Source organism: Streptomyces beigongshangae (assembly GCF_019710745.1).
GTDB lineage: Bacteria > Actinomycetota > Actinomycetes > Streptomycetales > Streptomycetaceae > Streptomyces > Streptomyces beigongshangae.
Window position 1 is genome coordinate 121,783 of sequence record NZ_JAHKJW010000016.1, and the last position, 23,496, is coordinate 145,278.

Here is a 23,496-nt window from a genome sequence, read left to right on the forward strand (position 1 = left end):
GTTGCACAGCCGTCTCCCGGGCATGAAACAAAGCGATCCGCGGGATCTTCGGAGCCGGGCTCAGCACGTCTTCCTGTACGGGACCTCCGGGATGTACGTCCGCCAGTCGGCGGCCGCCACGCCCCCGCCGGAGCGCTCGCACACGGCCTTGGCCACGAGGCCGGGGCCGACGGGGTGGGTGCGGGGCGGGGTGTGGGCGCCGCGCACGGTCAGGGTTCTCCCGTCGCCGCTGAAAGCGAGGGACCGCACGGTGTCTCCCGTGGTGAGCAGGCCGTCTCCGAGGGGCTGGGCCGACGCGGTGTCCCAGAGCTGCACGGTGCCGCCGCCCGCGACGGCCAGGATGCGGCCGTCGGGGGAATAGGCCAGGGCGGAGACGGGCCGGGGTCCGCCGTCCCCCTCGTCGGCGGGGATTCCGGCGAACATGCTGACGCGTCGCTCGACCGCCCGGTCCCACAGGGTGACCCAGCCCGTCGCGTCCCCGGTCGCCACCCGGTCGGCGGTGTCCGGGCCGACCGCGACGGAGGTCAGCCGGCTGCCGTACAGCTCGTCCGGGCGGGACACCGGTGGGGTGTGCTCGGGGGCGTCGTTCCGCCAGTCCGGATCCAGGGCGGCCCCGAGATGGAGGGTGCGCGCCACGGAGGCCGAGGCGGACTGCCGCTCGATGTACCGGATCACCCTGCGCTCCGGGTCCAGACGTACGTCGGCGACGCTCCGGCCCTTGAGGGGGTACCGGTAGACGGGTTCGGCGAGATCGCCGATCCGCCGTACGAAGATGTTCCGGTCGTCCGCGGTGACGAGGAACTCACCGCCGGGGGCGACGTCGTACGCTCTGCGGCCTCCGGTCCTCGGGACGGGCGGGAGCTCTCTGCCCGTGGTCAGGTTCCAGGTCCGTATCCGGGTGTCCGTGACGATCATCAGGCTGTCCCTGTCCGGACGGAGAGGAAGGACGAAGGGAGGCATCCCGTAGACGTCGGGATCACGCGGGCCGCAGGCCAGGCGTACGACGGAGGCCCACCGTCCGGCGGCGCGCAACCGGCGGGTGCCGCGGCCGTCCAGGAGTTCCAGCTCGCCGGAGTTCCGGCACACCGCGCCGTGCCGGTCGTCCGGGTGATCGGCGGAGCGCATGACTCGTTCGGCCTCGTCCCGGGAGAGTTTGCGGTTCCGCCGCAGGTCCCACAGTCCGGCCGGCCGGTCCTGGGACCACAGGGAGAGGGTGTGGGCATTCGGTCCGAAATTGACCCCGATGTCGAAGAGCTCCTCCGAGAGACGGACCGACGCGCCGGACGTCAGGTCCCGCAGCTTCCAGCCGGCCGGCCCGTACAGCAGCACCCGTCGTCTGTCGGGGGAGATGTCGACCAGGTCCTCGTGCTTCCCGGTCCGTACCGTACCGGTCAGCCGATGACCGTCCAGGTCCCACACGTGTACGCGTCTCAGGCCGACGGTGACCATGGCGCGGCCGTCGGAGCTGAGGATCCGCTGGTCGGCGGTGCGTGCTCCGGGTTCGGTGAAGACGTCCTGCTCGCGCTGGGTCATCGCGCCCAGGAGCGCGGCCCGTGCCTGCAGCGTGGGGCTGATGCGCCAGGCGGCGACGCTGAGCCGCATGGCGGTCGACGGGTCGGCGTAGCGCATGCTCTCGGCGACCGACGCGACCCGGCGGGACGTGGCCTCGGCGAGCCGACGCTCGCCGTCCGTGTTCCGCTGCCACGCCACCACTGCGGCCAGCAGGGTGAGCACGGCCGCCACGGACAGGGCCGCGCGCAGTCGGCGCAGCCGCCTGGCCGTGTGTCCTGCCAGGCGCCGCTCCTGGTCACGGAGGGCGACAGCAGCGGTGAGGAACGCATGCTCCACCGCGGTCAGTTCATCCTGTTCGAGTTGTTCCTCGGCCGTGGTCAGCCGGCTGCCGCGGTACAACGCACCCGGATCCCTGCCCAGTTCAGCCCATGTCTCGGCCGCCTCGGTCAGTCTCCGGTGGACGCGCAGGCGCTCCCGGTCCCGCTCGATCCAGTCGCGCAGCCGGGGCCAACCGGTGATCAGCGCCTCGTGGGCGAGGTCGACGGTGTCCTCGTGGAGGGTGACCAGGCGGGCACGGGCCAGCCGGTCCAGGACGAGTGCGACCTCGCCCGGTTCGTCGGCCGGGTCGAGTTCGGTCCGGGCGGCGGGGCGGCGGGTGTCCGGGGTGCCCTCGCCCGGGTTGATCAGGCGTAGCAGGATCCTCCGGGCGCAGTCGGCCTGGTGGGCGGACAGCCGGGTGCAGAGGTCTTCCGCGGTTCGGGCGACGGCGCCCTGGATACCGCCCGCCGCCTGGTAGGCGGCCAGGGTCACGGTACGGCCTGTGCGGCGACGCCAGGTCTCCAGCAGGGCGTGGGACATCAAGGGCAGGCCGCCCGGTTTCCCGCCTGCCTCTTCGACGATCCTTGCGGTCAGTTCGCGCTCGACGATCAGTCCCATGGCAGCCGCCGGTCTGACGACGGCCTGGCGGAGTTCGGCCGGGCTCATGGGTCCGACGAGCAGGGTGGCGTCACGCAGCACTGCGGGCAGCGTGTGGTGCTCGGCGCAGCGGCCGAAGAAGTCGGCCCGTACCGCGATGACCACCCGCAGCCGACGCTCCGGATCCGCGGCGTTCACCAGCAGGTCGAGGAAGGCCGCGCGCTCGGCGGGGTCGACGCACAGGGTGAAGAGTTCCTCCAACTGGTCGACCACGACGACCGTGTCCCCGGGTTCCCGGCTCGCCGTCATCGATCCGCCGTGAGTGGAGAGGGGGTGGGGACCCGGGGTGAGGATCCTGATGGCCGCCGGCCGACGGTCCGGGGAGTCCTCCTTCCGCAGGACGGGGATCAGTCCTGCGCGCAGGAGGGAGGACTTGCCGCTGCCCGAGGCCCCGACGACCGCGACCAGCCGGTGGGCACGCACCCGCTCGGCGAGCTGAGCCACCAGCCGCTCCCGGCCGAAGAACAGCTCCCGGTCACCGGGTTCGAACCGGGCCAGACCCCGGTACGGCGCCCGCTCGCCGTCACCGTGCTGTGGCTCGGCGGCCCTCTCCCGGGCCGCCGCGTGCCAGCGCCGCTCCCACTCCCCGGCGTCTGCGCCACATGCCCGTGCATAGGCCAGCGCAACGGGCAGGGACGGTAATTGCTCGCCGGCAGCCGCCCTGGACAAAGTGGCGGTCGAATAGTCCGTGCGCTGCGCCATGGCCCGGTAAGTCGGGCCTCCGGCTTCCTGGCGCAGCTTGCGCAACTCGAACGCGAAGCGCTGCACCGGGCCTGCCGCCGGGTCCAGCGCGCCTTCGCGACGCCCCATCGCCCCCCCATGGACAACTCGTTCGGTACCACACGAAAGGCCACCCTTACAGCTCCTGGGAACCGTCACAACGCACTGAGCAGCGCGTTTCGGCCGATTGCCTGCTCCGGTCAAGGGAGCACGAGCGACCTCGTGTCCCCGCCGTGCGCATCGCCGGGGCAGCCGTCGGTGTGGTCGGGGGGACTTCCGCGGAGGACGGGTCAGCGACCCGCGGCCGGCGGCCGGCGGCCGGCGGCCGGCGGCCGATAGTCGGCGGTCGGCGGCCGGCCCGGACAAGCTCCACGTGTGGACCGATGCGGACGCGAACGCAGGCGCGGGGGCAGGCGCGGACATGGGGGCAGGCACGGACACGGGGACAGGCACCGGTGCCGATGCCGAGCCGTGCCGAGGGGGCGCGGGCTACTTCACGACCCTGACCGTCGTCCCCGCCGTGCCGAACTTCCAGATCGCGTCGCCGTCCGCCGCCTTCATGCGGACTCCGCCCGTCTGCGCGCCCGGCTCGGGCGGGGGCGGGGAGGAGCCGTCGACGGCGTTGGAGAAGGCCACGTAGACACCGGACGTGACGGCGAAGTAGACGATGTTCTCGATCTCCACGCCGTCACTGCCGGTGGCGGCCTCGGTCCGGGTGCCGACCGTGTAGGTGCCGGGCGCCGGGCTCACCGTCCCCGGCCACACCTCGAAGGTGCGCCGGGACGCGTCGCTCGCGTCGATCAGCCACACACGGCGCTGCGCGAGGGAGTAGACGATGCGCCGGCCGGTGCCGGAACCGTCCGGTACGGCGACCGGCGCGGACTCGTCGGGGGCGGCGGAGGGCTTGGCGCTCGCGGAGGCGGACGGCTTCGGGCTCGCCGACGCGGTCGGCTGGGGCCCCTTGTCGGCCTTGACGGCCAGCACGGCCACCAGCACCAGAGCGACCGTGGTCAGACCGGTGACCCAGGCCCACGAGGGAAGCCGTCGGGCAGGCACGGGCACGCATCTCCTCAGCTCTGACTCACCCCGCCGGAAGCACGCCCCGGGCGCACCCCGTCGGAGGGTCCGATCATCCTACTCCGACGGGGGAGGCGCCCCGGAACCGGCGGCCCGGGAACCGACGGACCCGCTCCGGCTGCTCCGGCTGCGCCAACTGCTCCGGTTGCGCCGGTTGCGCCGGGACCGGTCACTCCAGGACCGGCAGCAGCTCCGGCAGGTGGCCGTCCGACCGCTCCGCCGCCCGCTGCCGCTCCTCGGGCACCGGCCCGTACAGCGTCGTACGCGGCTTCGCCGGGCGGCCCGCCGCCTCCGCCACCGCGATCAGGTCCTTGACCGACTTGTACGAGCCGTAGCTCGACCCCGCCATACGGGAGATGGTCTCCTCCATCAGCGTCCCGCCGAGGTCGTTGGCGCCCGAGCGCAGCATCTCGGCCGCGCCCTCCGTGCCCAGCTTCACCCAGCTCGTCTGGATGTTGGGGATGTGGGGGTGCAGCAGGAGCCTCGCCATCGCCATCACCGCGCGGTTGTCGCGGGTCGTCGGGCCGGGCCGGGCGATCCCCGCCAGGTAGACGGGCGCGTTGGTGTGGATGAAGGGGAGGGTCACGAACTCCGTGAAACCGCCCGTCCGCTGCTGGATGCGGGAGAGCGTGCGGAAGTGGCCCAGCCAGTGGCGGGGCTGGTCCACGTGCCCGTACATCATCGTCGAGGACGAGCGGATGCCCAGCTCGTGCGCGGTGGTGACGACCTCGATCCAGGTCGCGGTGGGGAGCTTGCCCTTGGTGAGGACCCAGCGGACCTCGTCGTCGAGGATCTCCGCCGCCGTGCCGGGGATGGAGTCCAGGCCCGCCTCCTTCGCCGCCGTCAGCCACTCCCGGATGGACAGGCCGGTGCGGGTGGCGCCGTTCACCACCTCCATCGGGGAGAAGGCGTGGACGTGCATGCCGGGGACGCGCTCCTTCACCGCGCGCGCGATGTCGAAGTAGGCGGTGCCCGGCAGGTCGGGGTGGATGCCGCCCTGCATGCAGACCTCGACGGCCCCCACGTCCCACGCCTGGGCGGCGCGGTCGGCCACCTGCTCCAGGGAGAGCGTGTACGCGTCGGCGTCGGTGCGGCGCTGCGCGAAGGCGCAGAAGCGGCAGCCGGTGTAGCAGACGTTGGTGAAGTTGATGTTCCGCGTGACGATGTACGTGACGTCGTCGCCGACCGCCGACCTGCGGACGTCGTCCGCGACGCGGCAGAGCGCGTCGAGCGCCGGCCCGTCCGCGTGGAGCAGGGCGAGGGCCTCGTCGTCGGTCAGGCGGGTCGGGTCGTCGGCCGCCGTCGCGAGCGCCGCCCGTACGTCGGTGTCGATGCGCGAGGGGACCATGCCGGGCGCCGCGGCCTCCCGCAGCGCCTCCCAGTCCCCGTACACGTGGTCGTAGTCCTCGCGCCGGTCGCCGGTGCGCCCCTCGGTGTCGATCGTGGTGTGCAGGTCGGTGCGGCCCGACGACGTGAACGCCTCCTCCGGCTCCTGCCACGGGTGGCCCACGACGGGTGCGTCGGGCAGGGCGAGCCCGGTCCGCGGGTCCGCCAGCGCCCGTACGTGCGGCAGCAGCCGCGGGTCCAGCCACGGCTCGCCCCGTTGCACGAACTCCGGATACACGCACAGGCGTTCGCGCAGCTCGAAGCCGACCTGCGCGGACTGCTCGCGCAGCAGCTCGATCTGCGGCCAGGGGCGCTCGGGGTTGACGTGGTCGATGGTCAGCGGCGAGACCCCGCCCCAGTCGTCGACACCGGCGCCGATCAGCCGCCCGTACTCGGCGTCGACCAGGTTGGGCGGCGCCTGGAGGCAGGCGGCGGGGCCCATGATGTGCCGGGCCACGGCGACCGTCGCGACCAGTTCGTCCAGCTCGGCGTCCGGCATCCCGCGCATCGCCGTGTCCGGCTTGGCGCGGAAGTTCTGGATGATCAGCTCCTGGACGCCGTGGTAGGCGCGGGAGACGCGCCGCAGCGCGAACAGGCCGTCCGCGCGCTCCTCGTACGTCTCGCCGATGCCGATCAGCAGCCCGCTGGTGAAGGGGACGGAGGAGCGGCCCGCGTCCTCCAGGACCCGCAGCCGGACCGCCGGCTCCTTGTCGGGAGAGCCGTGGTGCGGGCCGCCCGGCTCGGACCACAGGCGGGTCGCGGTCGTCTCCAGCATCATGCCCATGCTGGGCGCGACCGGCTTGAGCCGCTGGAAGTCGGTCCACGACATGACGCCCGGGTTGAGGTGGGGCAGCAGACCCGTCTCCTCCAGGATGCGGATGGAGACGGCCCGTACGTACGCGATCGTGTCGTCGTAGCCGTGCGCGTCGAGCCACTCGCGGGCCTCGGGCCAGCGGTCCTCGGGCTTGTCGCCGAGGGTGATCAGGGCTTCCTTGCAGCCCAGCTCGGCACCCTTGCGGGCGATGTCGAGCACCTCGTCGGGGGACATGAACATGCCGTGACCGGCCCGGCGGAGCTTGCCGGGGACGGTGACGAACGTGCAGTAGTGGCACTTGTCCCGGCACAGCCGGGTGAGCGGGATGAAGACGCTCTTCGAGTACGTGATCACGCCGGGGCGGCCCGCCGCCTCCAGGCCCGCGTCACGCACCCGGGCGGCGGACGCGGTCAGGTCGTCCAGGTCGGCGCCGCGGGCCTGGAGCAGCACGGCGGCCTCGGTGACGTCGAGGGCGACGCCGTCGCGGGCGCGTTTGAGGGCGCGACGCATGGAGTTCTCGGTGGGCCCGGTTCCGGAGGTCGCGGAAGTCGTCATCCTTCGAGCATACGATCGCGGTGACCAGGCACTACCGGTCAGGCACCGCCGACCGGGCACTACCGGTCAGGCGCGGGCGCGAGGGGGCCGGGCGCGGGCGGTGGCCGGGGGCCCGGCGGCCGACGGTCGGAGGCCGGGCGTACGGCGGCCGAGGGCTCTACAGGTACGCCGCGTACCCGTCCAGTACGCGCAGCACCTCCTCCTCCCCCGCCGGCGGCAGCTGCAGCACGACCTCCTCGATACCGAGGTCCGCGTAGTGCGCGAGCTTGCCCGCGCCGGGCAGCACGGCGTACGGCACGACCTGGAGGGTGCCGGGGTCCCGGCCCGCCTCGGCCCAGGCGGTCCGCAGCACGGGCAGCGACTCCGTCAGGCCCCGGCCGCCGATCGGCAGCCAGCCGTCCGCGTACTCGGCGATGTGCGCGAAGAGCTTGGGGCCCGCCGCTCCCCCGATGAGCGTGCGCGGCCCGACGAGCTGCCCGCGCGGCTTCTGTACGGGCTTGGGGTAGGCGTGGCTGGCCCGTACGGAGTCGAACCGGCCTTCGTACGCGGTCGGTTCGGGCGACCACAGGGCCCGCATCAACGCCATCCGGTCCCGGCCCAGCTCCCGTCGCGTACTCCACTCCACGCCGTGGTCGGCGGCCTCCTCGACGTTCCAGCCGAAGCCGATGCCGAGGGTGAAGCGGCCGCCGGAGAGGTGGTCGAGGGTAGCGATCTGCTTGGCGAGGTCGATCGGGTCGTGCTGGGTGACGAGGGTGATGCCGGTGCCGAGCGCGAGCGCCCCGGTGACGGCCGCCGCCTGGCCGAGGGCGACGAAGGGGTCCAGGGTGCGGGCGTACTCCGGCGGCAGGTCGCCCCCCGCCGGGTAGGGGGTGGTCCGCTCCGCGGGTATGTGCGTGTGTTCGGGCAGATACAGCCCGGCGAAGCCGCGTTGTTCCAGTTCACGGGCGAGCCGGGTCGGGGTGATCGTCTCATCGGTGAGGAAGATCGTCACGGAGATGCGCATGCGTCATCTCTACCGGCGCGGGGTTCCCGTGTCCATACCGACCGGTCGGCACATTCGTCGCGGGCGTGCGGGCGCTCCGCGTCGTACGGGTGCTCCGTCCCCGAAAGCTGCCGGTCCCCTTCCCTTGAACCGTGGTTCACGGCTGAATACGAGGCTGGTGGCGACCACACCCGCGCCACCGCCACCGCCACCGCCACCGCCACCGGTGACAGTGCCAGTACCAGTGCCAGTGACTCACGACGACCTGGGAGCAGCAGCATGTGCGAGGACGACCAGCACGCGAGCGACCACGGCATCGGCAGACGCGCCCTGTTCGTGACGGGGGCCGCCGCCGCGCTCACCTTGGGGAGCGTGAGCTTCCCGGACCGGGCGGCCGACGCGGCGGAGGCGTCCGGTGCCTCCGAGACCCGGACCGTACGCGGCACCCTGCCTCCCGGCGCGCCCGACTTCGTGTACCTGCCCGTCGAAGTCCCGTCCGGCGTACGGGAGATCAGGGTCGCGTACACCTACGAGCGGCCCGCCGTCCCGGCCGGGACGGCGGGCAACGCGCTCGACATCGGGATCTTCGACCAGCGCGGCATCGAGCTGGGCGGCAAGGGGTTCCGGGGCTGGTCGGGCGGGGCGCGCACGGAGTTCTTCCTCCGCGCGGACGACGCGACGCCCGGCTACCTGCCGGGCCCGGTCCGCGCGGGCACCTGGCACATCGCGCTGGGCCCGTACACGGTGGCTCCGCAGGGACTCGCGTACGAGGTCACCGTCACGCTGACGTACGGCGAACCGGGCGAGGCCGTGAAGCCGGTGTACCCGCCGTCGCGGGCCAGGGGCCGCGGCCGGGCCTGGTACCGGGGCGACTGCCACCTGCACTCCTGGTACTCGGACGGCCGCCGCACCCCGGCCGAGATCGCGGCGCTGGCGCGGGCGGCGGGCCTGGACTTCATCAACACGTCCGAGCACAACACGCACTCCTCGCACGCCCACTGGGCCGACCAGGCCGGCCCGCACCCCGACGGGGAGCTGCTGATCCTGCTGGGCGAGGAGGTCACGACGAGGAACGGCCACGTCGTCGCGCTCGGCACCGACCCGGGCACGTTCATCGACTGGCGCTACCGGGCCCGCGACAACCGCTTCGGCAGGTACGCGCGCCGCATCCGCGAGGCCGGCGGGCTGGTCGTCCCCGCCCATCCGCACGCCACCTGCATCGGCTGCAACTGGAAGTTCGGCTTCGGCGAGGCGGACGCGGTGGAGGTGTGGAACGGCGCGTACGGGCCCGACGACGAGGTGTCGCTCGCCGACTGGGACAGCATGCTCGTGGCCTCCGTACGGGAGGGCCGGATCGGTGGGGACGGCCGGGACGGTGGGGACGGCCGGGGCGGCGCGGGCGGCCGGGGCTGGATCCCGGCGATGGGGAGCAGTGACGCCCACCGCGATCCCGACCCCGTCGGCACCCCGCAGACGGTCGTCCTCGCCGACGACCTGACCCGTGAGGCGATCCAGGAGGGCATCCGGGCCGGCCGCTCGTACGTGGCCGAGTCGAAGGCGGTGTCGCTGTCGTTCTCGGCGACCGGCCCGAAGGGCGAACACGCTGGAATCGGCGGGCGGTTGAAGGTGGACCGCGACGACCCGGTCACGGTCCGCCTGGAGGTCTCGGGGGCGCCGCGCTGCACGGTCCGCCTCGTCACGGACCAGGGCGTCCTGCACACGAGCCCCGCCCTGCCGGTGTCGGGCTCCGGCACGGTGGAGTGGCGTACGACGGCCCAGTACGCGGCGTACGTACGCGCGGAGGTGCGGCACGAGGTGGCGGCGGGGCCGTTGCCGGGAGCGCTGGCGGCGTTCACCAACCCGGTCTTCCTGGGGCGGTAGGGAAAGGAAGGGGGAGGGGAAGGGCTGGGAGGGGAAGGGCTGGGAAGGGCTGGTACCGCCCGGGGCGTCTCAGGCGGTACCCGCGTTCCGCGCCTCCTGGATGCGGGCCTGCTGGACCGTGGTGAGCCGCCTGACGACGAGGACGGCCAGTACGGCGCTCACGACACCCAGGACGTTGGTGACCAGCCCGGTGACGATGTCGTCCGTGGCCTCGACCACGATGTCGCTGTCGTACCAGCTGCTCCACGAGTCGCTGAAGTACATGACGGCGTAGGCGACGAAGCTCCACCACCACAGGTGCAGGATCCACCGTCCGGCGCCGACGCGGTGGCCGGTGGACGCCGTCCAGATGTCGTTGCTGATCTGCTTGGGCATGATGAGGTTGACGAGCGGGACGAACCAGGACCCGGCCGCCATCCCGGACGCGTAACGCAGCTGTCCCGGCTCGAACGCCTCGGCGTTGTGGCGGACGCGCTGGAACCAGATCGGCCACACCACCACCACCGCCAGGCCCACCAGGAGTTCGATGGAGTCGGCCAGGTCCGTCGCGAACTTCAGCTCCTCGAAGCCGTTGACGTCGCGGGTGGCGGACATGCTGTCCCGCGCGTCGAGCAGCAGGTACGCCTCGCCGAGAACGGCGCTGCGGAACAGCAGGGGCAGGATGTAGAGGCCGAGCAGGAGGGCCAGGGCCGTCGCGAGCGCACGGGCGGGGCGGGCCGGGGGTGCGGAGAAGGCGCCGCGGCCCGGCGGGGTCAGCCGCCCGGCGGGCGGGGGGCTGCCCGCGTGGAGAACACTCGGCTGCAGGCCGCCCGGGTGCAGGCCGCCCGGCGGCGGGCTCTGCCACGGAGGCGGGGAGGGGGCGTAGGCGAGCGGCGGGCCGAAGCCCTGCACCGGGGCGTGCGCCGGGGTGTGCGCTGGAGTGTGCGGGGACGCCGCCGCCGGTGTCTGCCCGGCGAGCGCACGGCTCCGCGGGTCCTGCGCGCTTCGCGGGTCCTGCGGGTCCTGCCGGTCCTGCGCGTTCTGCGGGTTCTCGATGTCGAGGAGTTGCACGGCGTGTCTGCCCAGCTCCGCCAGCACCTCGCCGGGCAGCCACGCGCCGCCCGTGCCCCTGATTCCCCCGGCGCCTCCGACACCCCCGGCACCTTCGGCGCCCTCGATGCCCTCGATGTGCTGCGACAGGTCGTCGAGGGACGGCCGCCGGGCCGGGTCCTTGACGAGGCACCAGGCGATCAGCCGGTCCCACGGCTCGGGGATCCCCGTGAGGTCCGGCTCCTCGCCGGCGATGCGGAAGAGCAGCGAGTGGATGCCGCCCTCGCCGGCGCCGAACGGCATCCGCCCCGTCGCGGTGTACGCCAGCACGGCGCCCAGGCAGAAGACGTCACTCGCGTACGTCACCCGCTCCCCGCGCACCTGCTCGGGTGACATGAAGCCCGGGGACCCGACGACGACACCCGTCAGGGTGAGTCCGTCGCCGGACTCCATGGACGGGTCGAGGGCGCGCGCGATGCCGAAGTCGATGACGCGGGGTCCGTCGATCGTCACCAGGACGTTGGACGGTTTGAGGTCGCGGTGGACGAGCCCCGCGCCGTGGATGGCCTGGAGCGCGCGGACGAGTCCGGTCGCCAGTGCCCGTACGGACTTCGGGGGCAGGGGCCCGTACTGCTTGTCCACCACCTCGGCGAGCGAGGGTCCGGCGACGTAACCGGTGGCCACCCACGGTGTCGCCGCCTCCGTGTCGGCGTCCAGGACGGGTGCCGTCCACTCGCCGCCGACCCGCTGGGCGGCCTTGACCTCCTGGGCGAAGCGGCGCCTGAAGTCGGGTTTGCGGGCCAGTTGTTCCTGGACGACCTTGACCGCGACCGTACGGCCGCGGTCGGAGCGGGCCAGGTACACCCGCCCCATGCCGCCCTCGCCGAGTCTTCCGAGCAGTCGGTAGTTGCCTATCCAGCCCGGATCGTCCGGGGCCAACCCGTCCATGCGTGTTCCTTTTTCCCCGGCGACGCGTTCGCAGCGAGGATAGGAGATGGGGAGGGGGTGGCGCGCGCGAACCCTGTGTCTACGGGCAGTACGTGTCCCGCGCGGGACGCTGACCCGTGGTCAGGTAGCGGGTGACGGCCCGGTCCCCGCAGGCGTTGCCCTGGGCGAGATGGACCTCGTGCCCGGTCGAGCCGACGGTCACCATGACGGCCCGTCCGCCGAGGGCGGCCCGGACCGCGCGGGCGCCGGCGAGCGGGGTGGCGGGGTCGCGCTCGTTCTGGACGAGCAGCACGACGGAGTCGCCGCGGTCGGTGATCCGTACCGGGTCCGGCTTCGGGTACGAGGGCCAGGCCGCGCAGGCCGTGGCGTTGCGGGGCATCCCCGCGGTCAGCGGGTGGTCGGCCCGGCTGCGGTCGACCGCCGCCTGGTACACGGCGGCCGAGCGCGGCCAGTCGCCGTCGTTGCAGAAGGTGGCGAGGGCGACGGCGAGGCCGTTCTGGAGGAAGGGCTCGGGGGCCTGCTCGGGCGCGGGCGGGGTCTCGCCCCGCTGCGCGGCCCGGATCAGCTCGGCCAGGCCCGGGAAGTCGCCGGGGCCGTACAGCGCGTAGACCATGGCCTGGCGCAGGACGTTGCCGTTCAGCTCCGCCGGAGCGGCGCCCGGCCAGGGGAGCGGCTCGCGGTCGAGCCGCTCGGCGAGCCGCAGGAAGAGGTCCCGGACCTCGGCCGGCGTCCGGGCGAGCCGGTACGGGTTCCCGTCCCGGGACGCCCACTTCGCGAACTCGGGGAAGGCGTCCTCGACACCGCCCTCGAACCCCGCCCACATGCCGCGGGGGAAGTTTCCGTGGCTGAGGGAGCCGGTGCCGTCCGGGTTGCTGTCCAGCACGAACCGGTCGGTGCGGTGGGGGAACAGCTCGCGGTAGACGGCGCCGAGGTACGCCCCGTACGAGACGCCCCACGCGGACAGCCTGCGCTCGCCGAGGGCCGCGCGGACGCGGTCGAGGTCGCGGGCGTTGTCGGCGGTACTGATGTGCCGGATCAGTTCGCCGCCGTTGCGGTCGCAGGCGGCGGCCGTCCGCCGGGCGGTGGCCATGTTCCCGGCGACGGAGCCGTCCGCGGCGGGCCAGGGCCAGAACTTGGTCGTGGTCAGATCCTCCCGGTCGAGCCCGCAGCTCACGGGTGCGGACCGGCCGACCCCGCGCGGATCGAACCCGACCAGGTCGTATGCGTTCCGCACCTCCTGCGGCAGCCGCTGCCCCTTCCCGGAGATCTCGTCGAGGCTCCCGCCGCCGGGACCACCGGCGATCATCAGCAGGACCCCGCGGCGGGCTTCCGGCCTCTCGGCGGGAATCCGGGACACGGCGATCCCGATCCGCTCACCGGCGGGATCGGAGTGGTCCACGGGCACCTCGACGGTGGCGCACCGCTGCCGGGGGTCGAGCCCGTCCCCTTCGCATGCCCCCCAGACGAGGGGCTTGCCGTACCCGGCGGTCGCGGGGACCGCGGGGACCACTGGGACCACTGGGGCCGCGGGAGCCGTCCCGGGCGGGACGGATGCGGTGGATGCGGCGGACGCGGCGGACGCGGCGGACGCGGCGGACGGCAGAGTGAGCGCGAGCACCGCGCCGGAGGCGGCGAGAAGGCGGGACTTTCGCTTGGTGGTCACCATGCGACGAGCTTCGCGGACGGGACGGGCGGGTCCCATGCGGCCAACTGGCCTGTCGGGCGGGCGGTTTCCCGAACCGCCCCGTCCCACCCTGCCTCTCGCCACTTAATACATTTCCCATTCTGGCAATAGCATGAGGTTTTCCCTCGTGCGGGTGACAACAACATTCTCTTGCGCAAGGAGAGTTGAGCCATGGCGTCCAGGATCGCCACTACCGCCCGCCGACTGCGTCTCGGCACCGAACTGCGGCGGATGCGTGAGCGCGCGGGACTCACCGTCACCGAGGGCGCCCGTCAACTCGGCGTCAGCCAGGCCCAGCTCAGCAACATCGAGGCCAGCCGGTTCGGTGTGAGCCGGGACCGCCTTCGTGCGCTGGACCACATCTATCGCTGCTCCGACACCGAGTACGTCGACGGGCTGTCCGAGCTCGCCACCGAGCGGGCGGGAGGATGGTGGGAGACCTTCCGCGAGGTGCTGCCCACCCCGCTGCTGGACATCGCCGAGCTGGAGCAGCGCTCCAGACGTCTGCGGTCCGCCAACACCGCTCACATTCCAGGTCTTCTCCAGATCACGGATCACGCCCGCGAGATCTTCCGGCAGGTCGTTCCCGAGTTCTCCCGCACCCACATCGAGCACCGGGTGAGCCACCGGCTCCAGCGCCAAGCACTGCGCAACTGAACACATACCGCGTCCTCCTCGACCGCATGGAGTCCGTGGCCCTCTCTCCCGAGAAGTCCCGCGACTTCATCCACACCATCGCTCAGGATCTGTGAAGGGACCGACATGCTCGATCACTCCTGGCAGAGGTCGTCCTACTGCGGGCAGGGCGAGTCCTGCCTGCACGTCACCACCGCCGCGCGGACCGTCCGCCTCACCGAGAGCGGCGACCCCGGCGGAGCCATACTCGGGGCCTCCCCGGATGCCTTCGAGTCCCTTCTCCTCCTGCTCAAAGAAGGGCGGGACCGACGTGTCCCGTGATCGCGACCTCAGGTTCCGGGTGGTCACCGCGTTCCAGCGGCGGGTGGTCAATCCGGTGACCCGGCGGCTGCCGTTCCAGACGCTGCTGGAGACGACCGGGCGCACCTCCGGACTCCCCCGCCGCACACCGGTCGGCGGACGCCGCGTCGGGCAGGCATTCTGGCTCGTCTCCGAGTACGGCGACAAGTCGCAGTACGTGCGCAACATCCGGGCCGACCCGAAGGTACGGGTCCGCGTCGGCGGGCGGTGGCACCACGGCACCGCCCACCTGATGCCGGAGGACGACCCCCGCGCCCGCCTGAAGTCGCTGCCGCGGTTCAACAGCGGTGCGGTCCGAGCGGTCGGCACGAACCTGTTGACGATCAGGATCGACCTGGACGGCTGACCCGTCCGGCGGGGCGGGCCTCCCGGCCTCCGGAGACCTTCCGACTTTCCGACCTCCCGACCTCTCAACCTCTTGACGAGACGGAACGTTGCGTCTAGTTTCATGTTCATCCGCTGGACAGCGCACAGGAAAGGACCGCTCTTGCACCGTGCTTCAGCCGGCACCACTGCCACCGTCTCTTCCGTCACCGACATCTCCGCCACCTCGCAGATCGCTCTCGCCGGGGTGACCAAGCGCTACGGCGACCGCGTGGTGCTGGACCGCGTGTCCCTCACCGTCCGGCCCGGCGAGAAGGTCGGGATCGTCGGGGACAACGGCTCCGGGAAGTCCACGCTCCTGCGGCTGCTGGCAGGGCAGGAGCCCGTCGACAACGGCAACCTGACCGTCGTGGCACCGGGCGGGACCGGCTACCTCCGCCAGACCCTCGACCTGCCCGGTTCGGCGCGGGTGGGCGACGCCGTGGACCACGTACTGGGTGAGCTGCGCGCCCTGGAGCGGCGTATCCGTGCCGCCGAGGCCGCCCTGGGCACGGCCGGGCCCGCCGGGTTCGAGCGCTACGCCGCGCTCGTCGCCGAGTTCGAGGCACGAGGCGGGCACGAAGCGGACCGCCGGGTCGAGGTGACCCTGCGCCGGCTCGGCGAGCGCGCGCCGCTGGACCGGGAGCGGGCGCTGAACACCCTCTCCGGCGGACAGCGCTCCCGGCTCGCGCTCGCCGCGACCCTGGCCGCGGCCCCCGAACTGCTGCTGCTCGACGAACCGACCAACGACCTGGACGACGAGGCCGTGGCCTGGCTCGAAGGACATCTGCACCGGCACCGGGGCACGGTCGTCGTGGCCACGCACGACCGGGCCTTCCTGGAACGCGTCACCGGCACCGTCCTGGAGGTCGACCAGGACCGGCGCACGGTACGGCGCTACGGCAACGGCTATGCCGGCTTCCTCACCGCCAAGGCGGCGGCCCGCGCCCGGTGGGCGTGGGAGCACGAGCAGTGGCGCGACGAGGTCGCCCGGCAGGAACGCCTCGCCGACGCCGGTGCCGGGATGCTGGCGGAGATCCCCCACAAGGGGCCGCGGGGGTTCAGCGGCGCCGGCGCCTTCCGGGCGCGCTCGCGGGCGCACGGCGCGCAGAGCCGCATCCGCAACGCACGCGAGCGGGTGCAGCGGCTCATGGAGCACCCCGTGCCGCCGCCCCCGCAGCCACTGCGGTTCACGGGCCGCGTCGGGAGCGCGCCGGCCGCCGGGGAGGCATCGGCGGCGGTGCGCCTGGAGGACGTCCTGGTCGAAGGGCGGTTGTACGTTCCGTCCCTGGAACTCGCCCCCGGCGAACGGCTCCTGGTCACCGGACCCAACGGCGCCGGCAAGTCCACCCTCCTCCAGCTGCTCGCGGGGGAGCTGACGCCCGGCACCGGTGTCGTGCACCGGCCCCGCCGGGTCGGATTCCTGCGTCAGCGGAGCGCGCCCGACGACGCCTTCGACACCCGTACGCTGCTCGCGGCCTTCGCGGCCGGCCGGGCGGGGCAGCCCGAGGAGCACGCCGACGCACTGCTCGCGCTCGGTCTGTTCCGCGGGGCCGATCTCGCCGTTCCCGTACGGGACCTGTCCGTCGGGCAGCGTCGCAAGCTCGAACTGGCCCGGCTCGTCACGGCCGGTCCGCTCGACCTGCTGCTCCTCGACGAGCCGACCAACCACCTCGCCCCCGCCCTGGTGGAGGAGGTCGAGGCGGCGTTGGCCTGCTACACCGGCACCCTGGTCGTGGTGACGCACGACCGGCTCCTGCGTGAACGCTTCGACGGGGCCCGCCTGGACCTGGCGAACACGCCACCAAGCGCTCCGTGACCGTCCGCCACGTACTCGGCAGCAGTGACGGGCGGGCTGCCTGAGCTCACCTCCGTTTCCGGCGGGGGCCGGCGCAGGTCTATGCGTCGGCGTCCCGCGGGCAGGGGACACCCGTGTCCATGGCGGATGAGGCGCCACCGATGACGGAGTCGAGCCTGTCCCGGGTGTGGACGAGATCCGCAATGCGCCGGTCGAGGTGGTCACGTTCCGCGGCCAGGCGCCGGAGGAGCTCGGGGGTGGCCTTGCCGTCGATGACGCAGGGCGTCAGCTCGGCGATGGCCTTGCTGCCCAGTCCGGCGGCGTACAGCCGGCGGATGAGGCGGATCCGGTCGACGGCGTCTTCCGCGTAGTGGCGCTGGCCGCTGCCGCTGCGCTCGGCGGTGAGCAGGTTCTGTTCCTCGTAGTAGCGCAGGGCCCGGGTGGTGACACCCGTGCGGCGCGCGAGTTCACCGATCCGCATTCCCGCCTCCTCTCCTTCGTGTGCCGTGCGTCACGCGCACTTGCCTTTCACGTCGACGTCAACTTTTACGGTAGCCAACGCGCCCGCCGGCCGAACGCGTCCTCGGTACCCCCAGTCCGTCGTCCCTGAAAGGCAGGCACCCGTGCCCACGTACTCCGCGACCGGCCTCTCCGGCCCCGTCCTCACCGCGACCGTGTCCGTCAGGCCGCTCGTGCTGAACGCACCGCAGCGCGCTGAGGACCTGCACGTCCGCGTCACCGCCCCCACCACCGGCACCGGCCTGCCCGTCGTGCTCTTCGCCCACGGCTTCGGCTCGGACCTGGACGGTTACGCCCCGCTGGTCGATCACTGGGCGTCCGGCGGCTTCGTCGTGGTCCAGGCCACCCATCTGGACTCCAGGCGGCTCGGCCTGCCCGCCGACGACCCCCGCCGGCCCCGGATGTGGCGCTACCGCGTACAGGACATGCGGCGCGTCCTCGACGGACTCACCACGCTGGAGGCGGCCGTGCCGGGTCTGTCGGGCCGCATGGACCGCAGCCGCGTCGTCGCGGCCGGGCACTCCTTCGGCGGCCAGACCGCCGGCATCCTGGTGGGCCTGCGCGTCACGGACCCGCAGACCGGTGCCGCCGAGGACCTGTCCGACGCCCGGGTCATGGCCGGTATCCAGCTGGCCACCGCCGGCAGGGGCGGCGACGAGCTGACCCCCTTCGCCCACGACAACCTTCCCTGGCTGCGCGAGCAGGACTTCTCCCGCATCACCGCCCCCGGCCTCGTCGTCGCCGGAGACGAGGACGACTTGCCGCTCTCCACCCGGGGCCCGGCCTGGACGACCGACCCCTACACCCTCAGCCGCGGCGACAAGAGCCTCCTGACCGTCCGCGGCGGCGAGCACTTCCTCGGTGGCATCTCCGGCTACCGAGCGGCGGAGACCACCGACGAGAACCCCGACCGTGTCGCCCTCGTCCAGCAGGTCACCCTCGCCTACCTGCGGCACGTCACCGGAGTCGACCACACCGACTGGAACAACGCCCGGACCGTCCTCACGGGCAGCCACCCACTGGGACACCTCGAATCCAAGTAACCCCGGCCCGATGGGCGGAACACGTCCGTTCCTAGTCCTTGCGGCCCGTCGCGGCGATCGTGACGCCGAGGCCGATCATCGTGACCCCGCCGGCCCCGCCGACCAGGGCGAGCCGTCGCGGCGAACCGGCGAACCAGTTCCGGGCGGCGGCCGCGCCCAGGCCCCACACGCTGTCCGAGGCCACCGCGATGAGGTTGAAGACCAGGCCGAGCAGCAGCATCTGCGCCATGACGTGGCCCTGGCCGCGGTCGACGAACTGCGGCAGGACGGCGGCGAAGAACACGATCGTCTTCGGGTTGGCCACGCCGACCGCGAACCCCTCCCCCAGCGTGCGCAGACCGCTCTGCGCGGGCCCGTCACCGGTGAACGCGGCGTGCAGCGACCCGCGCTGCCGCACCGCCCTCACCCCCAGGTACACGAGGTACGCCGCCCCCACCAGCTTCAGCGTCATGAAGACGACCACCGAGCGCTCCACCACGGCCCCGACGCCGAGGGCGACCGCCACGACGAGGACGTACGCGCCCAGCGTGTTCCCCACGACCGTGGTCAGCGCGGCCCGGCGCCCCTGGGCCAGCGCCCGGCCGACCACGAACAGCACGCTGGGTCCGGGGACCACGATCAGCAGGAACGACATGGCGGCGAAGGCGAGCAACCTGTCCGTGGACACCATGCCGCCCATCCTGGCCCCGGGACCCGATCGACCGGTAGCGGTTTTCCGGCGGCGGCGGCGACGGCCCGTTCGCCCACAGGACCTGCGGGATCTATGGGGCCTATGGGGTTTACGGGGCGTCGGCCGGGGCGACGGCGGCGTCGTGAGCGCCGCTACGGGCAAAGCGGAAGGCCCCGCCGGAGCGGGGCCTTCGTCGCGCGGTGCGCTGCGCGGGTGCGCAAGCGCCCGGAGGGTTCACTTCACGTCGACGTGGTCGCCGGACGAGTTGCTCGCGCCCGTGGTGGTGTTGCCGCTGTAGCGCCAGCGCCAGGTGCCGTCCTGGGAGGCGGTCACCGTGGCCCTGAGCGCGCCCGTGCCGCTCGCCGTGACCGACTTGACCGTGCTGTAGGTGCTGGAGCCGGCGGGCTTGAACTGCAGCTTCACCGAACGGCTGCCGTAGTTGTCGTAGCGGTGCGCGCTCCAGTTGGCGCGCTGCACGGTGCCGGTGACGGTGATCTGCTTGCCCTTGGTGACGGGCTCCGGGGTCGCGTTCGCGCTCTGGATGCGCGAGGCACGCTGGAGACGGACCGTCGCGGAGAGCCGGTCGGTGTCGTAGCTGCCGTTCTTCCTGATGGCCGTACCGACGGTCTTCCACACGGCCGCGTCATCGTTGACGAGGCGGTTGCCGTTGCCGCCCGGCATGCCGTCCGGGTCGATGGTCATCGTCTCGTCGCAGTCGCGATAGGTGTAGCCGCCCGCGGAGGACTGGCGGCAGCTCCACCGGGTCGTGGAGATCGCGAGGATGTACTCGTCGGTGCCGAGGGTGCGCCGGTACGCATCGACCCACCAGTCGTCGAGCGCCACCTTGCTCTTCACCGTGTACGTCAGCGATGCCTCGACCTCGGCGCTGAGGCCGACGACGACGGGCTTGCCGTTGTTGATCACGACGTCCGAGAACGAGATGTCGCTCTCGGCGGCGTGGGCGGCCGGGGCCGTGAGCACCACGGCCGCCAGTGCCGTGCCGGCGGCCAGCGTCGCGGTGAGCGCACGCCGGGCCGCGGGTCTGTGCCGCCGCCGGGCAGCAGTCGGTGTCGATGAAATGATCAATTCCCACCCCTGGGGCAAGGTCCGGGCGGCGGGTCCACCGCCCGCCGCGTGCGGGAACTCTAGATCATTTCACGCGCGGCTCCCCCTGCCCTCCCTCCGGGAAGGCCGGCTCCCCGCGCCCCCGGCTCCTTCGGCTCCCTCGGCTACGCCTCCCACACCAGCGACTGCAGTTCCGAGTACGCGTGCAGGGCGTACGAGCCCACGTCCCGCCCCACCCCGCTCTGCTTGAAGCCGCCGAACGGTGCCTCCATGTTGCGGCCGACCGTGTTGACGCCGACCCCGCCCGCCCGCAGCCGGCCCGCGACGCGGAAGGCGCGGGCCACGTCGCCCGACCAGACGTAGTCGATCAGGCCGTAGTCGCTGTCGTCGGCCAGGGCGAGTGCCTCCTCCTCGTCGTCGAAGGGCAGGACCACGACGACCGGGCCGAAGATCTCCTCGCGCACCACCCGCATGCCGCTGGTGCAGTCCGCCAGGAGCGTGGGCGCCACGTAGAAGCCCCGGTCCATGGGCGGCCGTCCGCCGCCCGCGACCAGTTGCGCGCCCTCCTCGCGGCCCAGTTCGACGTACGACTCGACGCGGTCCCGGTGGGCCGCCGAGATCACCGGTCCGACGGTCGTGCCCTCGGCCCGCGGGTCCCCCACCTTCAGGTACCCGATGTACGCCGTCAGCTGGGCGATCAGCCGGTCGTACACCGGCCGCTGCGCCAGCACCCGCGTCGGGGCCGTGCAGATCTGGCCGCTGTAGAACGAGAAGGTGGTGCCGATCCCCCGGACCGCCGCCCTCAGGTCCGCGTCCTCGAAGACGAGCGCCGCGCCCTTGCCGCCCAGTTCCATCAGTTGCCGTTTCATACCGCGCCCGCACACCTCGGCGATGCGCCGCCCGACGGCGGACGAACCGGTGAAGCTCACCATGTCGACGTCGGGCGAGTCGACGGCCGCCTCCCCCACCTCCGCCCGCGCCCCGCCGACGACGTTCACGACCCCGGGCGGCACGCCCGCCTCCTGGAGCGCCTCGGCCATCCGGTACACGGAGAGCGGGTCCTGCGGAGCGGGTTTCACGACGACCGTGTTGCCCATCGCCAGCGCCGGCGCGATCTTGCCGGCCGGGTTCGCCCAGGGGTTGTTGTACGAGGTGACGCAGGTGACCACGCCCACCGGCCGGCGTACGGCGAGGGCACCGAGGACGGCGGCCCCGCCGAACGGACCCGCCTCGTTGATCTGCGGGAGCAGCGGTTGCTCGGCGGGCTCCACGCGCGCGTACCGCTCGAAACGGGCCGCGGCGACCCCCACCTGCACCCCGCGCGCGGTACCGGTCGTCGCCCCGGTCTCCGCCTGGGCCAGTTCGGCGTACGCGCCGAGGTTGCGGCGGATCACCCCGGCCGCCCGGCGCAGGACGGCGGCCCGTTCCTCGGGGGTCGTGCGCGACCAGGTGCGGAATGCCTCGCGGGCCGCGCCCGCCGCCGCGTGCACCTGTTCCCGCGAGGCTTCCGGGGCCGCGCCGACGACCTCCTCGGTCGCCGGGTCGACCACCTCGTAGTGACCGCCGTCCGGCTCCACCCACGAACCGCCGATGAACAGCCGCTGCTCCCGGCTCACTCGTCCTCCAGGTGCTCGTCCCCCGGGTTCCGGTTCGGGTTCGGGTTCCGGTGCCGGTTCGGGTTCCGGTGCCGCGTCATGCCGTGCCCACCGTGTACGTGTCCCGGCCCGACCGCAGCACCCTGCCGGGTACGGCCCCGGTCACCACGTCGTCCCGTATCGACTCGACGCCGTTGACCCACACGGCCCTGACCCCGACGGCCTTCGAGTCCAGGCGCGGACTGTCCCCCGGCAGGTCGTGCACCAGGGTGGCCTTGCCCGCGTCGACGCGTTCGGGGTCGAGGAGCACGAGGTCCGCGTGGAAGCCCTCCTCGATCCGGCCGCGCTCCCGGAGTCCGAGGAGCCGGGCCGGGTCGTCCGTGAGCATCTTCACCGCCTGCTCCAGCGGCACCAGTTTCCGCCCCCGCAGGCAGTCCCCGAGGAACCGGGTGGTGTACGGGGCGCCGCACATCCGGTCCAGGTGGGCGCCCGCGTCCGAGCCGCCGAGCAGCACGTCCTCGTGGCGCCAGGTCTCCTGGCGCAGGCGCCAGGAGTCGGGGTCGTTGTCGGTCGGCATGGGCCACAGGACCGTACGCAGATCGTCCTCGGCGCAGATCCCGACGATGCACTCGAAGGGCTCCTGGCCCCGCTCGGCCGCGATGTCCCGTACGACCCGTCCGGTGAGTCCCTTGTTCTGCGGGCTGTACGTGTCCCCGATGACGTAGCGCCCGAAGTCGGCGAGGCGGCGGAAGACGCCGGCCTCCTTCGAGTCGGCCCGCCGCAGCATCCCGGCCCGGACGCCGGGGTCCCGGAGCCTGGCGATCCGCTCGGGCACGGGCAGGCCGAGGACCTCGCCCCAGCCGGGGATGAGGTTGAGGGCGCAGAAGGTGCCCAGCGACATGTTCATCGGGGTGAGGATCGGCATGGTGAGGGCGACGACCCGGCCGCCCGTCTCCCGGGCCCGCTCGCTCGCGAGGAGCTGCCGGGGCACGCGCTCGGGGACGGCGGCGTCGATGGTGAGGACGTTCCAGTTCAGGGGCCGGCCGGCGGTGGCGCTCAGCCGCGCCAGCAGGTCGATCTCGGCGTCGCTGAACCGGTCCAGGCAGCCGGCCACGATCGCCTCGATCTGGGTGCCCTCGTGCTCCCCGACCGCCCGCGACAGCGCCAGCAGCTCGGCGGGTCCCGCGTGCCGGGAGGCGACCGGCCGCCCGTCGCCGTCGGAGTGGGTCGAGGACTGGGTGGTGGAGAATCCCCAGGCCCCGGCGTCCATCGCCTCGTGCGCCAGCCGGACGATCGCGGCCAGCTGCTCCTCGTCCGGCTGCCCGCCCACCGCGTCGGGGCCCATGACGTACCGCCGCAGCGCGCAGTGCCCGACCATGAAGCCGGCATTGACCGCGATACGTCCTTCGAGGGCGTCCAGGTACTCCCCGAAGCCGCTCCAGTTCCACGGCGCGCCCTCCTCCAGGGCGACCAGCGACATCCCCTCGACCTTGGACATCATCCGCCGTGTGTAGTCGGCGTCCCCGGGGCGTGCGGGGTTGAGGGGGGCGAGGGTGAAGCCGCAGTTCCCGCCCGCGACGGTCGTCACGCCGTGGTTGAGGGAGGGCGTGGCGTACGGGTCCCAGAAGAGCTGCGCGTCGTAGTGGGTGTGGGGGTCCACGAAGCCGGGGGCGAGGACGAGCCCGCGCGCGTCCTCGCGCGTACGGGCGTCCTCGCGCACCTCCCCGACGACGGCGATCCGGCCGTCCCGGATGCCCACGTCGGCGAGGTACGGGGTCCCGCCCGTCCCGTCGACGACCCGTACGCCTTTGATCAGATGGTCCAGCACCAGAACCCCTTCTCGGTCAACCCCTTCTTGTTTTCTGGGGCGCCGGGAGCCGTGCG

Annotated in this window: 17 protein-coding genes; 6 read left to right on the top strand and 11 right to left on the bottom strand. The window is 73.0% G+C overall.

Translation table 11 applies throughout. The annotated features are described in order from the left end of the window. Positions 1–60: 60 nt before the first annotated feature. The 4 genes from KM933_RS15050 to KM933_RS15065 form a co-directional block, all read right to left on the bottom strand. The gene (locus tag KM933_RS15050) at positions 61–3,297 is read right to left on the bottom strand and encodes an nSTAND1 domain-containing NTPase (protein ID WP_221352298.1); all 3,237 of its coding nucleotides are present in this window, start codon (positions 3,295–3,297) and stop codon (positions 61–63) included. A 399-nt stretch (positions 3,298–3,696) separates the two neighbouring features. Next, positions 3,697–4,269, bottom strand: coding sequence for a hypothetical protein (locus KM933_RS15055; protein ID WP_221352300.1), 573 nt, complete (start codon positions 4,267–4,269; stop codon positions 3,697–3,699). Positions 4,270–4,453: 184 nt separating this feature from the next. Beyond that, a complete protein-coding gene (locus tag KM933_RS15060) occupies positions 4,454–7,039 on the bottom strand; it encodes a bifunctional FO biosynthesis protein CofGH (RefSeq protein ID WP_221352302.1) in 2,586 nt (861 codons plus the stop codon). A 157-nt stretch (positions 7,040–7,196) separates the two neighbouring features. Next, complete coding sequence (locus KM933_RS15065; RefSeq protein WP_221352304.1) at positions 7,197–8,042, bottom strand: LLM class F420-dependent oxidoreductase; 846 nt, start codon at positions 8,040–8,042, stop codon at positions 7,197–7,199. 258 nt (positions 8,043–8,300) lie between these two features. On the opposite strand from KM933_RS15065, the gene KM933_RS15070 reads away from it, so the two are divergent. Beyond that, positions 8,301–9,902, top strand: coding sequence for a CehA/McbA family metallohydrolase (locus tag KM933_RS15070; RefSeq protein ID WP_221352306.1), 1,602 nt, complete (start codon positions 8,301–8,303; stop codon positions 9,900–9,902). A 69-nt stretch (positions 9,903–9,971) separates the two neighbouring features. Here the strand turns inward: KM933_RS15070 and KM933_RS15075 are convergent, their stop codons facing one another. Both KM933_RS15075 and KM933_RS15080 read right to left on the bottom strand, forming a co-directional pair. Further along, positions 9,972–11,879: a protein kinase domain-containing protein gene (locus tag KM933_RS15075; protein ID WP_221352308.1), complete on the bottom strand. Its 1,908-nt coding sequence runs from the start codon at positions 11,877–11,879 to the stop codon at positions 9,972–9,974. Positions 11,880–11,958: 79 nt separating this feature from the next. Further along, positions 11,959–13,545, bottom strand: coding sequence for an alpha/beta hydrolase (locus tag KM933_RS15080; protein WP_221352311.1), 1,587 nt, complete (start codon positions 13,543–13,545; stop codon positions 11,959–11,961). A 189-nt stretch (positions 13,546–13,734) separates the two neighbouring features. Here KM933_RS15080 and KM933_RS15085 point away from each other — a divergent pair, with 189 nt between their 5' ends. From KM933_RS15085 to abc-f, 4 genes are all read left to right on the top strand, one after another. Further along, positions 13,735–14,220 (top strand): Scr1 family TA system antitoxin-like transcriptional regulator, encoded by a 486-nt coding sequence (locus KM933_RS15085; RefSeq protein WP_308013401.1) that lies wholly within the window; start codon positions 13,735–13,737, stop codon positions 14,218–14,220. Positions 14,221–14,325: 105 nt separating this feature from the next. Further along, entirely contained in the window at positions 14,326–14,520 is a 195-nt protein-coding gene (locus tag KM933_RS15090; protein ID WP_221352313.1) for a DUF397 domain-containing protein, read from the top strand. After that, entirely contained in the window at positions 14,510–14,905 is a 396-nt protein-coding gene (locus tag KM933_RS15095) for a nitroreductase/quinone reductase family protein (protein ID WP_221352315.1), read from the top strand. Before KM933_RS15090 ends, KM933_RS15095 begins: the two co-directional genes overlap by 11 nt. Positions 14,906–15,097: 192 nt before the next feature. Next, entirely contained in the window at positions 15,098–16,741 is a 1,644-nt protein-coding gene (abc-f, locus tag KM933_RS15100) for a ribosomal protection-like ABC-F family protein (protein WP_308013403.1), read from the top strand. 79 nt (positions 16,742–16,820) lie between these two features. Here abc-f and KM933_RS15105 read toward each other — a convergent pair whose 3' ends face one another. Continuing rightward, positions 16,821–17,201, bottom strand: a complete 381-nt coding sequence (locus KM933_RS15105) for a MerR family transcriptional regulator (protein WP_221352319.1) — start codon at positions 17,199–17,201, stop codon at positions 16,821–16,823. 142 nt (positions 17,202–17,343) lie between these two features. Here KM933_RS15105 and KM933_RS15110 point away from each other — a divergent pair, with 142 nt between their 5' ends. After that, positions 17,344–18,282, top strand: a complete 939-nt coding sequence (locus KM933_RS15110; protein ID WP_221352321.1) for an alpha/beta hydrolase family protein — start codon at positions 17,344–17,346, stop codon at positions 18,280–18,282. 31 nt (positions 18,283–18,313) lie between these two features. On the opposite strand, the gene KM933_RS15115 is transcribed toward KM933_RS15110, so the two are convergent. From KM933_RS15115 to KM933_RS15130, 4 genes are all read right to left on the bottom strand, one after another. Beyond that, positions 18,314–18,961, bottom strand: coding sequence for a LysE family translocator (locus KM933_RS15115; protein ID WP_430727317.1), 648 nt, complete (start codon positions 18,959–18,961; stop codon positions 18,314–18,316). A 225-nt stretch (positions 18,962–19,186) separates the two neighbouring features. After that, positions 19,187–20,038, bottom strand: coding sequence for a hypothetical protein (locus KM933_RS15120; RefSeq protein WP_260333563.1), 852 nt, complete (start codon positions 20,036–20,038; stop codon positions 19,187–19,189). Between the two features lie 143 nt (positions 20,039–20,181). Next, positions 20,182–21,633 carry an aldehyde dehydrogenase family protein gene (locus KM933_RS15125; RefSeq protein WP_221352325.1) on the bottom strand — a complete coding sequence of 484 codons (1,452 nt, stop codon included), beginning with the start codon at positions 21,631–21,633 and terminating at the stop codon, positions 20,182–20,184. Between the two features lie 76 nt (positions 21,634–21,709). After that, positions 21,710–23,440: an N-acyl-D-amino-acid deacylase family protein gene (locus KM933_RS15130; RefSeq protein ID WP_221352327.1), complete on the bottom strand. Its 1,731-nt coding sequence runs from the start codon at positions 23,438–23,440 to the stop codon at positions 21,710–21,712. Positions 23,441–23,496 lie beyond the last annotated feature (56 nt).

Coding starts and splice junctions, on each gene's coding strand:
- KM933_RS15050 (WP_221352298.1), bottom strand. CDS start 3,297: ATGGGGCGTCGCGAAGGCGCGCTGGACCCGGCGGCAGGCCCGGTGCAG.
- KM933_RS15060 (WP_221352302.1), bottom strand. CDS start 7,039: ATGACGACTTCCGCGACCTCCGGAACCGGGCCCACCGAGAACTCCATG.
- KM933_RS15065 (WP_221352304.1), bottom strand. CDS start 8,042: ATGCGCATCTCCGTGACGATCTTCCTCACCGATGAGACGATCACCCCG.
- KM933_RS15070 (WP_221352306.1), top strand. CDS start 8,301: ATGTGCGAGGACGACCAGCACGCGAGCGACCACGGCATCGGCAGACGC.
- KM933_RS15075 (WP_221352308.1), bottom strand. CDS start 11,879: ATGGACGGGTTGGCCCCGGACGATCCGGGCTGGATAGGCAACTACCGA.
- KM933_RS15080 (WP_221352311.1), bottom strand. CDS start 13,545: ATGGTGACCACCAAGCGAAAGTCCCGCCTTCTCGCCGCCTCCGGCGCG.
- KM933_RS15085 (WP_308013401.1), top strand. CDS start 13,735: ATGGCGTCCAGGATCGCCACTACCGCCCGCCGACTGCGTCTCGGCACC.
- KM933_RS15090 (WP_221352313.1), top strand. CDS start 14,326: ATGCTCGATCACTCCTGGCAGAGGTCGTCCTACTGCGGGCAGGGCGAG.
- KM933_RS15105 (WP_221352319.1), bottom strand. CDS start 17,201: ATGCGGATCGGTGAACTCGCGCGCCGCACGGGTGTCACCACCCGGGCC.
- KM933_RS15115 (WP_430727317.1), bottom strand. CDS start 18,961: ATGGGCGGCATGGTGTCCACGGACAGGTTGCTCGCCTTCGCCGCCATG.